Below are 11095 nucleotides of genomic sequence, written 5' to 3' on the forward strand. Positions count from 1 at the left end.
TCTTTTCTAACCATCTCTGTGAAAAACATAAAACTCCATGCCAGAACCCATAGCCATCATCGGAGGAGGAATCGGCGGATTGACGACTGCTTTGACGCTGAAGCAACTCGGTCATCCGGTCTCCGTCTACGAAAGCGCATCTGAAATAAAACCCGTTGGAGCCGGAATCGTGCTCGCAAACAATGCCATGCAGGTTTTCCGGAACTTGGGCATCCAGTCTCAAATCGAAGCCGCTGGCAATCGCGTGTCATCGATGAATATTACGGACGAGTGGTTTAGGACGATCTCTGCATTGGATTTGACCCGATTTGAGGGAAAGTATGGGGTGTACAATGTCGCCATCCATCGCGGCGAATTGCAAAAAATCCTAGCCGAAGAATTGGGTTTTGAATCGATCAAATTGTCTAAGCGACTCTCGAAGATTGAACGGAGTGAAGGCTTCGCGCTCCATTTTGATGACACTACCACCGAGCGGTGTCAGTTCCTTGTGGGAGCAGACGGCATTAATTCGGTCGTAAGAACCGAGCTATTTAAGCCGAGCGAAATTAGGGATACGGGACAGGCGTGTTGGAGAGGCATTTGCGAGATGGAACTTCCGCTCGACGACCGACATGGGGCCATTGAAGCCTGGGGAAAGGGAAGACGGTTTGGCTATGTGCAGATCGCACCAGATAAAGTCTATTGGTATGCCGTCGTCAGCGAACACCTGGTAGGACAGAAAAATCTATCTGAATTGTTTAAATCCTTTCCGCAAATCCTCAATATCCTGGAATCCACACCTCCTGATACTATTTTCTTCAGCCAGCTTAAGGACCTGAAGCCGATTAGCAAATGGCAGGATAAGACGGTTTGTCTGATCGGTGATGCCGCACACGCCACCACGCCAAACATGGGGCAGGGAGCTTGCCAGGCGATTGAAGATGCTTATACGATTGGGCAGCTTTTGCGTAAGGAAACGCCGATGGAGGAGGTTTTTTCTGACTATGAGAAACTACGGATGAAAAAGGCGCATAGGATCGTCAATACCAGCTGGACGCTGGGAAAAGTGGCGCACCTCGAAAACCCGTTGGGGATTTGGTTACGCAATATGTTGATGCGAGCGGCGCCCAAGTCTACAAACTACAAGCAACTCGAGACGATATTTGATATCGGGTACGTTAAAAAAAAAAGCAGTCGTTCTAGCTGATACGCTTTATCGAGTCAAAAGAAAGATGATGGATTCTGAAGGGAACCGGAACAGCTTCTAAAAGTAAAAAAGGCCTCCCGGAATTTCCAGGAGGCCTTTTTTTTTTGCTTCGAATAAATGCTTACTTGATCAGCTCTTTTCTCTTCAGGATCGTTTCAAAGAACCGCTTTTCGTTGTCGGTGTTGAATATGCGGAAAGGCAGGAGGATAAACTGCGCCTTGGACATGTAGAGCACGAAAGCGTCTTTGGTGAGTTCTACACGCTTGATCATGTTCCACTGCACCGGCATGCCTTCGCGGGCATTGAGTTTCATGAGGATTTGACGGCTGTCGATCTCGTAGGCCATCTTTTGGAAGATAGCCTTGTTCTGCTCCATCTGAGTCACTCCGGTAAACTGGATCGTCCAAAAAAGAACGTACAGCGCATAAGCGATCGCCGCACCGACAATCCACCAGATAGACGCAATCCAGAAGTATCCACAACAGATCGCAAGTGCGATCAGGATCACCCACCACTGTTCTTTTAGGATGGATTTAAGGCCCATTTTTATGTAAGTTCCAGTCTCGAGCTGGTATTTTTTCGTTTTGATGATCATTGGTATGGAATTAGCGAGCGCAAATATCTAGCTATCCGATTGATTAAGCAAGCCGAAAAAAATCATAAATCCTGCAATGGAACGAAAACAAATGGTTTATTCCATTGATTTACAATATCCATTAGACTATATTATCTGAAAATTTTTAGCCATGAACAGTCTCGTGATTGATCTCTTTATGTGCGGTGTGGCTTATGTCATCTTGATCTATTTTGTTGCCACGATGACTCGAAATGCTATCCGAAGAGGCAACAGCAACAATGATGACGGGGATGGGGGAATCGAGAATCTTACGCCTCCCAAGATCGATCTGCCACCGGGAGTAATCTGGCCGTCTGATTCTCCAAAAAAATCAAAAACTCCCGATTTGGTGGAGTATTAGTGACACTTCTCGCAGACCCCCTGCACCAGCAAGCTCATTTCCTTTTTTTCAAAACCAGCGGGCAGTTTGACCTGAGGTAGCGTAATGTCTTCCAGACAGGTAGTTTCTCCGCAGGTTTCACATTTGAAATGAACGTGCTCGTGGCTGTGATCGTGCACGGTCTCTCCATGGGAGCAAAGTGCGTATTTGGTGGCGCCACTGTCGTCCAGTACTTTATGAATGAGGTCCTTGTCCAAAAAAGTCTTCAGCGAACGGTAGATCGTGACGCGGTCAAACTGTTGCTTGAGTGTCTCCTCCAGATCTGAATGCGAAAGGGCGATGTTCTTGTCAAGAAACTCCTGAATGATCTCTAGTCGGCAATCGGTGATTCTCAGTTTGTGGGACTGCAATATGGCTATCGGGCTTTGCATGATGGCTGTTTGATCCCAAAATTAACTCAAAAAACAAGTGAAAAAAAATGGCGCCGAAACCGGCGCCATTTGAGGTTATTTTCCGGATTCTTCGGAAAGGATTTTATCGATTCTCGCCAGAGCATCCTCCAGATGGAGTTTTGACATGCGATCGGAGGTACGCCCGATGGCAGATCTGATCTGAGTCTGGAGCGTTTTCAGTTCTCCGCGGGCCATTGGTCGGATGTCCGATTGAGCAGCATTGATCTGCGGACCCACAAACTGACGGAATTGAGGAGGCACTTGTGTCGGGCTTTCTTTCAGAAGTACCTCAAGACGCTCGATATGTGCGCGCTGCAAAGCTCTGCGATGCACGTCGATGGTTTTGCCGGAGGCCAGTTCTGTCCAGATTCCTTTTCTCAGGTCATCAAACAGCTCGGTCATTTTGTACGCTTCGTTTCCGTTCAGGGCTTCGTTTTCGATTACCCGACCGAGTCGTCCCCAGTCCAGGATTCCGTTTAGCGAAGTCACTTGGATGGCGCGGATTCTTTCTAAAGCTCCAAAGTCGCCGATTCTGGCAATGATCTCCTCGTCTATCATCCAAGTAGGAGTTGCAAAGAGCTGCGTATTCAAGAAGGTTACGGCAGACTTCTGCATCTCTTTGGAAGTATGAGTGTACACAGGAGCGTCTTCACCGGATGATTTGTAGATCTCTTCCACGCCGCCCACGTTGGTTCGCACATGACCCATGTAGCGGTTAAATTGGGTGATCACCTGTCCGTACATTTCTTCCAGATCAGCGTAGTCCTTGAAGGGTTTGGCTTCTTCGGATGTCCATTCCTTCAGATTAGGCAGGATTCGCTTTAGGTTTTGGATCCCGTATTCAGAAGCTTTCACGGCATTGTCACCCAAGTCTTCAGACTGTGTGGTAGGGTCGTAGCTGTTTCCTTGGCGGCCGTATCGGTAGACTGGATCGCCTTTTTTGTCCAAGATCCACTGGTTCAAAGTTGCTTGCTCCGCTTCTGGAGTTTTCGCATCGGGAATAGGTCTGTAACCCCACGCTACTGCATATTTATCGTACGGGCCGACGTTTGGCATCAGGCTGACACCTTCGTCACCCGGCTGGGCGATGTAGTTGAATCGGGCATAGTCCATGATGGATGGGGCGGTGCCAAATTCCTTGGTGAAGGCCGCATCACGGAGTTTTTCCACAGGATAAGCCACCGAGGATGCAAAGTTGTGAGGCAATCCCAAGGTATGGCCGACCTCGTGAGAGGACACGAATTGGATCAGGCTACCCATCACCTCGTCGGAGAAATTGACTCCGCGGGCATCTGGATTGATGGCGGCAGTCTGGATAAAGAACCAGTTTCTGAGCAGGTTCATCACGTTGTGGTACCAGCCGATATGTGATTCCAAGATCTCTCCTGATCGCGGATCTGACACGTGAGGGCCGTAGGCATTTTGAATATCAGAAGCGAAATATCGGATCACGGAGAAGCGTGCGTCTTCTGTGCTCCAGGTAGGATCTTCTTCAGGAGTTGGTGCTTCCTTAGCCAGGATGGCATTCTTAAAGCCTGCGGCTTCAAATGCAGATTGCCAATCTTCTACACCAGCAATCAGGTAAGGAATCCATTGCTTTGGAGTGGCTGGGTCGATGTAAAAGACGATGGGTTTCACCGGCTCGACCAGTTCGCCCCGCTTGAATTTCTCCATATCCTCTGGTTTTACTTCCAGTCTCCAGCGATCGAGGTAGCGGCGTGAAGCGGCTTTTTGAGCGTCAGAACCGTAATCCACATACGATCTGGCAAACCAGCCCACTCTGCGGTCAGCGAGTCTTTGCTGCATCGGGACCTTAGGCAAAAGGATCATCGAAGCGTTCATCTCCAGTGTAATCAATCCCGTCGCACTGTTTGAAGGTGGCTCGGCTGCTGCATAAGTCAGCACGTAGCGCGCTTCAATATTGATCGGGTAGGCATTGACATGAGCGATGTAGGTACGATCTGTATCCAGACGGGACACCTTGTATTCGGTACGCCTGCTGCGCTGAAGTCCGAGTGCTTGATTGTCCTTGTTGAAAAGGTCTGTCGCTTCGATCACGACCCCGGTGGAGTCCGTTCCCCGGGATTTAACAGCGAATTTCTGTAGGATCGGCTCCAAGTTTGAGTTTTTCACTGCCATGGAGATGGGCAGGGAGTCCGGCGCATAGTTGTTGACAGAGACTACTTTCAGGAGAATGTCGTCGCCGTTTTTGTCCCAGCGTACCATCAGGTTGTTGGTATTTTCCCCTCCATACCCGATGCCGTCCGCGGTTTTGGCGATCCTGACCACCATCAGCATATCTCTGCCAAAGAGTGAGTCGGGGATTTCGTAGAAGTATTTGTCTTCGATCTGGTGTACTTTGAAGAGCCCTTCTTTGGTCTTCGCCTTTGCAGTGATTACTTCTTTGTATGGCTTTGGCCCGTTGTTGGGCGAGCTGGGCGCCTTTGCAGGTGCCGTGGGAGCAGGAGCTTCCTGGCCTTTTTTCTTTTTCTTTTGCGCAAAAGAGTCTTCTGCAGAAAGCAGCGACCCCATCACTCCTAAAGCAAAGAGAGATCTCCTCAGTAATTTGGGTAGGGTTTTATTCATGATTATGTAAGTTGAATTCAAGGAATAAAGTAACTTCCAAACCTCGGGATAAGTGAGCAGACGAACTTATTTTTTGATAGGCGGTAACAGCATCAAACCAAAGGCTTTTGAAGGAAACGGAAAATAAAATCTGCGTTATCGGAGGTGGTTTGGCTGGACTGATCTCCGCTATACTTCTGGCAAGGAAGGGGAAAGACGTGCTCTTGATCGAAAAAAAGATTTATCCTTTTCACCGGGTCTGCGGAGAATATATCTCCAATGAGGTGCTTGATTTTCTCAAAAGAGAACGCTTATACCCTGATTCTGTGGACATGCCGCAGATTTCCCGGTTTGAGTTCAGCGATACTCATGGCCGTGCAGTTCAGATTCCGCTCGACTTGGGAGGATTTGGTGTCAGCAGATACGTGCTGGATGCCTGGCTGTTTCAACAGGCAAATGATGCCGGAGTGGACGTCAAATGCGGGATTCAGGTCTCCGATGTCCAATTTGAGAAGAGCGCGGAAAAGTTCCAGCTGACGCTTTCTGATCAGACCACACTCGAAGCGGACTATGTGATCGGGGCGTTCGGGAAGCGAAGTCGACTGGATAAGGTGCTTGCGCGGCCTTTCATGGAGAAAAGAAGTCCTTATATCGGGGTGAAATATCACATCAGGGCAGATTTTGCGAGGGACACTGTCGCACTTTATAATTTTGACGGCGGTTATTGCGGACTCAATGCGATCGAGGACCAAAAGGTCAACCTCTGCTATCTAGGCAGCAGAGATCAATTGCGGGAATGTGGCTCCATTGGAGAGATGGAGCGACAGGTATTATGGAAGAATCCGATACTCAAGAGGATCTTCGCGGAAAGCGACTTTCTGTTTGAGAAACCCGAAGTGATCAATGAGATTAATTTTGAGCCTAAAAGCCCGGTCGAAAACCACCTCTTGATGGCCGGCGATGCGGCAGGTCTGATTACGCCGCTTTGTGGAAACGGGATGGCCATGGCGATCCATTCCGGGAAAATGGCAGCCGAAGCCATTCTGGCGGGAAAAGAGCGAGACGAAGTTGAGTCTATTTATTCGAGGACCTGGAATGCCGAATTCCGTCAACGACTTTGGGTCGGGAGAAAAATTCAGCGGCTTTTTGGGGCAACTGGAGCTTCTGTTTTCACACGAAGTCTCATCCAGCATATTCCATTTTTTGCGAAGCAGATCATCAAAAAGACACACGGAAACCCCTTTTGATCAATAACCAAACACTTGCATGATCTGGGTGTTTTCCAGAAAATAATAGATAAAGAAGGCGTTCAGGACCAATGCCGAAATGCTGTTCATGCCCATTGTCCAAGAATAGGAAGCGTATTTTTCCGGATTGGAATTGACGAATCCGAACCAGATCAGAAAGAAAAGCATGATCGGGGCCATTGCCCCCAAGTAAACCCAGATCACCTCCACCTGATTTCGATCCAAAAAATACCAGACAAAGGCAGCTCCGGTGAGCGCGAAAATGAAAGCGGAAAACAAAAATGTTCCTCTGATCCCCAACTTGATACTGAGTGTATGATCGCCCCGCCTGGAATCCTCGCGGTGCTGGTACACCTGCGTCAGCGGATAATTTCCCCAAAGCATGAGGCTGGTCATCAGTCCGGGGATAACGACGTGCGGCTTGAGCAGTACATCCCAACCCAGATCGCTCAATCCCGCATAAGTCATCGCAAAAGTGAAGTATCCCTGAAAGAATCCGGCAATAAACCAGCTGGCCCAAGGGTACTTTTTGATCCGGACCGAAGGGTGGGAATAGGCCATGCTCACCAGTGCATAGGTCAGCAGCATGCAGGCGAAACTCCAGCTGATCAGCGCACCCAGTCCCAGCGCAACGAGTAAAAATACATGCGAGAGCCAGTACAGGTCGGGAGTGACTTTGGGGGGATGCTTCAAACCGCCGATACTCTCTTCGTCTTTGTCAAAATAGCTGTTGTACCCGTTGCTGCTGGGGTAGAGAAATAGGTGAAGAGCGAGGAATATAAGTAACAGTCGCCCCTCATTGTGGTTTGGAGTCAGCGCCAGTGAAAAAAGAAAAACCGGCATCAGGAACAGCGAAAAGGGGATGCGAAGGTGTTTGAGACTCGAACGGGTGACCATGGCAGTTTTTTTGTGAACCACTTAACTTTTTCAGACTAGGGAGGTTATGCAGATAGCCAACCAATTTATAAATTATACCTTAACTTAAATTGATGAACTCCAGTATAGTCAGCATCGGTCTTTCCGCTCCGGGAAACCCGATTCAACAATCCGAAATCGCCCGGTTTATGCAGCTGGCGCATCAGCTGGATGAAGTCGAAGGGAGGAAACTGGGGTTTCTCTACAGAAAAACCGGCATCGAGAGTCGTCACAGCGTGCTGCGGGATTTTGACAAACTGCGTGTGGAGGATTTTTCATTTTTCCCAAAAAATCAAGCGCTCGATCCTTTTCCGGGGACCAAAGCCCGGATGGAAATTTTTCAAGAAGCTGCCCCCGATTTGGCTGCGGAAGCCGCCATCTCCTGTGTGAATCGATCTGGCGAACAAATGAACTCTATAACTCATCTGATCCTCGTATCCTGTACGGGTATGGTCGCTCCCGGCGTGGAGCTTCAGCTGATGGAAAAACTCGGACTTGAGGATGATGTGGAGCGGTATTGTGTGCATTTCATGGGATGCTATGCGGTATTTACTGGGCTGAAGCTCGCCGATAAGATCCTGAGAGCGGAGCCTGACGCAAGGGTGCTGGTGGTTTCGGTGGAGCTCTGCACTCTTCATTTTCAAAAAGAATATTCCGAAGACAACCTGCTGGCCAACTCGCTTTTCGGAGATGGAGCGGCGGCGGCATTGGTGATGAACTCGGAAAAAGGCCTGAAAATCAAGTCCTACCTAAGTCAGGTATTCAAAGACGGCGATCAGGATATGGCTTGGGGAATTGGGGATTTTGGCTTCGAGATGAAGCTGAGTAAGTACATCCCTGCGCTCTTGGATCAGGGAATCCGTCAGCTCAAAGAAGTTTTTGAAAAGAAATTCAAGTTGAGTCAGATTCGGAATTTTGCGATTCATCCCGGAGGAAAGCAAATCCTGCAGAAGGTGCAGGAGGCATTCGAGCTTGGTGAGGAAGCTAATTTTCACGCCATGAATGTGCTCAGGCAATTTGGAAATATGTCTTCGGCCACGATACTTTTTGTGCTGGATCGGATGATGAACGACCCCAACGTGCAAGGCGAAATCCTGGCGATGGGGTTTGGTCCGGGACTGACCTTGGAGACGCTACACCTGGAGAAGCGATGAGCATCTTTGAGAAGAGAAGTGAGGAAAAGGAACTCATGGACGACCTCGACTGCTCCGGAGAAGAGCTCGAGCAGACCCTTCGTGAGCTGAAGACGATCAATCGCTGGCTGGGCGGCAATCACGTCACCACGGATGGACTGGCCAAAGTAATGAGCCGCCATCCACAAGCCTCTTACCGAATCGCAGACATTGGCTGCGGTGGGGGAGATATGATCGGCATCATGAATCGGTGGGCCAAATCTCGGAACTTGACTGTGGATTTTCTGGGAATAGATGCTAACAGAAACATTATCGAGCTGGCGAAGGTTAGGCTGAGTGAAGTCACCAATGTCCGATGGCGGGTGCAAAATGTATTTGACCCGACTTTTTCTCAGGAGAAAGTGGACTTGGTTACCTGCACGCTCTTTACCCATCACTTCACCGACCACGAATTAGTCGACTTGATTCGGGCTTTTCGAAGCAAAGCTTCCCTGGGAATCGTCATCAATGATCTGCACCGGCATTGGTTTGCTTTTCACAGCATCAGGATCTTGACCGGGATTTTCAGCAAATCGCCCATGGTGCGCAATGACGCCTCACTTTCGGTGTTGAGAAGTTTCAAAAAAGCCGATTGGGAAAGAATTTTGAAGGCCGCCGGGATAGAATCTTTCGAAATTCGTTGGTTTTGGGCATTTAGATGGCAAGTTTTGATCTCATTTTAAATCTGCAATCAACTCCTTTGTTATGGAATTATCTCCGGAAACGATCAAATCAATCTTGGATCAGGGAATCCATCTTGCCTATCAAATCGTCCCGACGCTCGTCTACGCGCTCCTTTTCTACTTCGTTGGCAAGTTTATTGTCAACAAGCTGGTCAAGGGATTTAGTAGGCTGCTCAATGCACGGGACGCAAATCCTTCCCTGAATATCTTTCTGGTCGGCCTGGTCAAGGCGGTACTTTATGTGTCCCTGTTCATCGGGATTGCGACGATCCTCGGTGTGCCGATGTCCTCTTTCTTGGCGATCCTGGGCGCGGCGGGTTTGGCTATCGGTCTGGCCCTCCAGGGCTCGCTTTCCAACTTTGCCGGCGGAGTTCTGATCTTGCTTTTCAAACCCTTCAAAGTCGGGGACGTGATCGAGGGGCAGGGCAACACGGGCAAGGTGACCAAGATTGACATCCTTTACACGCACTTGAACACCTTCGATAACAAGGAGGTGGTAATCCCTAACGGGAATCTGGCAAATTCCGAAGTGGTGAATATGACTTCGCAGCCTACCAGAAGGGTGGATTTGAAAGTTGGAGTGGCCTATAGCACTGATCTTAAGAGAGCCCGGCAGGTGATTCTGGATATCTTGAAAAGCGATGAGCGAGTCCATGCAGATCCCGAACCGGTGGTTTTCCTGAATAATTTCGGAGACAGTTCGCTCGATCTGGTGATTCGGGCTTGGACCGATACGGATAATCTTTGGCCGGTTTATTTTGACTCCATGGAAAAAATCAAATCCGGCTTTGACACCAACGAGATCGAGATCCCGTTCCCGCAGCGTGTTGTGATTTCCAAAAACGACTAATGTTGAAAGAGTACTAGAAGCCTGTTTCCCCGGTCAAATTCAATTGATCGGGGGACATTTTTTTTACAAAAAGGCTAATAGCGGACTAGAATTTCTTCCAGCGATTTTCGCTCGATATTCGGCACAAAAGTCTCCGCTTTCGCAAAACCCACCGGCAAGAGCAAGAAAGGTTTTTCGTGAACAGGGCGATTCAGGATTTCGCTCAGGAAGTTCATCGGACTCGGCGTATGGGTCACCGTGACCAATCCGGCCTGATGGATGGCTGCAATCAGAAACCCGCAGGCGATACCGACGGACTTGGAGACGTAATAATGCTGTACTTTTTCGCCGTCCTGCAGGCCGAATGATTGCCTGAACACCACAATCAGATAGGGAGCTTCTTCCAGAAATGGCTTTTCCCAGTCCGTCCCAAGCGGAGCCAGGTCTTTCTTCCAGGTAGTTGGCATACGGCTGGCGTAGCTTATCCTTTCTTCTTCCTCCGCTGCGCCCCGAATTTTTCGCTTGATCTCGGGGTCTTGGATCAGGCAAAATGTCCAAGGCTGCTTGTGCGCGCCAGAAGGCGCGGTGCCGGCAGTACGAATGATGTTTTCGATGACTTCGACCGGAACCGGCCTCGTGTCAAATTCCCGGACTGTCCTTCTCTGATTCATCTCGTAATAGAAAGTCCGCGCATTTTCGCTCAGTTTCTCCAAGCTCAGGTCAGGCCTTGAATAGGACAGGTGCTCAAATCCGTTGATCAGCTTTTTTTCCATAAAACTTATATGAATTAGGGAAATTCACCCACAGCCATGAAAGTCGTAAAAGGAGTTACCACAACTTATTTACGATATGGACATGATAGAATTTCCCCAACTCATTGAACGAGGCTGCGGCCTTGATGTTCATCGCGACACGGTAGTTGCCACCGTTTCAGGAAAAGATCTGCCAGAGCAGACGTTAACCTTTGCCACCCATACCCAGGATCTGGAGAAGCTGATCGGTTGGCTTCAAAACCAAGGAGTAACCCATGTTGCTATGGAAAGCACAGGCGTTTATTGGAAACCTGTGTATTATGTTCTGGAAGGATATT

General features: G+C 49.0%; 12 protein-coding genes. 7 read left to right on the forward strand and 5 right to left on the reverse strand.

Features of this window, described 5'->3' with window-relative positions; all coding sequences use genetic code 11:
- Window positions 1-37 precede the first annotated feature (37 nt).
- Window positions 38-1186 (forward strand): FAD-dependent monooxygenase, encoded by a 1149-nt coding sequence (locus G459_RS0120750; RefSeq protein ID WP_026969358.1) that lies wholly within the window; start codon window positions 38-40, stop codon window positions 1184-1186.
- Between the two features lie 121 nt (window positions 1187-1307).
- Here G459_RS0120750 and G459_RS0120755 read toward each other — a convergent pair whose 3' ends face one another.
- Window positions 1308-1781: a YcxB family protein gene (locus G459_RS0120755; protein WP_026969359.1), complete on the reverse strand. Its 474-nt coding sequence runs from the start codon at window positions 1779-1781 to the stop codon at window positions 1308-1310.
- Window positions 1782-1932: 151 nt separating this feature from the next.
- On the opposite strand from G459_RS0120755, the gene G459_RS0120760 reads away from it, so the two are divergent.
- Complete coding sequence (locus tag G459_RS0120760) at window positions 1933-2163, forward strand: hypothetical protein (protein ID WP_026969360.1); 231 nt, start codon at window positions 1933-1935, stop codon at window positions 2161-2163.
- On the opposite strand, the gene G459_RS0120765 is transcribed toward G459_RS0120760, so the two are convergent.
- Both G459_RS0120765 and G459_RS28090 read right to left on the reverse strand, forming a co-directional pair.
- A complete protein-coding gene (locus G459_RS0120765) occupies window positions 2160-2573 on the reverse strand; it encodes a Fur family transcriptional regulator (protein WP_035456545.1) in 414 nt (137 codons plus the stop codon). The two genes, G459_RS0120760 and G459_RS0120765, sit on opposite strands and share 4 nt — an antisense overlap.
- Window positions 2574-2648: 75 nt before the next feature.
- Window positions 2649-5180 (reverse strand): zinc-dependent metalloprotease, encoded by a 2532-nt coding sequence (locus G459_RS28090; protein ID WP_035456547.1) that lies wholly within the window; start codon window positions 5178-5180, stop codon window positions 2649-2651.
- Window positions 5181-5287: 107 nt separating this feature from the next.
- On the opposite strand from G459_RS28090, the gene G459_RS0120775 reads away from it, so the two are divergent.
- Complete coding sequence (locus G459_RS0120775; RefSeq protein WP_026969362.1) at window positions 5288-6406, forward strand: NAD(P)/FAD-dependent oxidoreductase; 1119 nt, start codon at window positions 5288-5290, stop codon at window positions 6404-6406.
- Here the strand turns inward: G459_RS0120775 and G459_RS0120780 are convergent, their stop codons facing one another.
- Window positions 6407-7303: a UbiA family prenyltransferase gene (locus G459_RS0120780; protein ID WP_026969363.1), complete on the reverse strand. Its 897-nt coding sequence runs from the start codon at window positions 7301-7303 to the stop codon at window positions 6407-6409.
- A 92-nt stretch (window positions 7304-7395) separates the two neighbouring features.
- Here G459_RS0120780 and G459_RS0120785 point away from each other — a divergent pair, with 92 nt between their 5' ends.
- Genes G459_RS0120785 through G459_RS0120795 form a run of 3 tightly spaced genes read left to right on the forward strand, consistent with a single transcriptional unit; the run spans window position 7396 to window position 10026 of the window.
- Window positions 7396-8475 carry a type III polyketide synthase gene (locus tag G459_RS0120785; protein ID WP_026969364.1) on the forward strand — a complete coding sequence of 360 codons (1080 nt, stop codon included), beginning with the start codon at window positions 7396-7398 and terminating at the stop codon, window positions 8473-8475.
- The gene (locus tag G459_RS0120790) at window positions 8472-9176 is read left to right on the forward strand and encodes a methyltransferase domain-containing protein (protein ID WP_026969365.1); all 705 of its coding nucleotides are present in this window, start codon (window positions 8472-8474) and stop codon (window positions 9174-9176) included. Before G459_RS0120785 ends, G459_RS0120790 begins: the two co-directional genes overlap by 4 nt.
- Window positions 9177-9198: 22 nt before the next feature.
- A complete protein-coding gene (locus G459_RS0120795) occupies window positions 9199-10026 on the forward strand; it encodes a mechanosensitive ion channel family protein (protein WP_026969366.1) in 828 nt (275 codons plus the stop codon).
- 74 nt (window positions 10027-10100) lie between these two features.
- Here G459_RS0120795 and G459_RS0120800 read toward each other — a convergent pair whose 3' ends face one another.
- Window positions 10101-10778 (reverse strand): nitroreductase family protein, encoded by a 678-nt coding sequence (locus G459_RS0120800; RefSeq protein WP_026969367.1) that lies wholly within the window; start codon window positions 10776-10778, stop codon window positions 10101-10103.
- 76 nt (window positions 10779-10854) lie between these two features.
- On the opposite strand from G459_RS0120800, the gene G459_RS0120805 reads away from it, so the two are divergent.
- Window positions 10855-11095: IS110 family transposase (locus G459_RS0120805; protein WP_026967026.1), on the forward strand; the 241-nt coding region annotated here is incomplete at its 3' end.

The sequence above is a fragment of the Algoriphagus terrigena DSM 22685 genome, assembly GCF_000429445.1.
Classification (GTDB): domain Bacteria; phylum Bacteroidota; class Bacteroidia; order Cytophagales; family Cyclobacteriaceae; genus Algoriphagus; species Algoriphagus terrigena.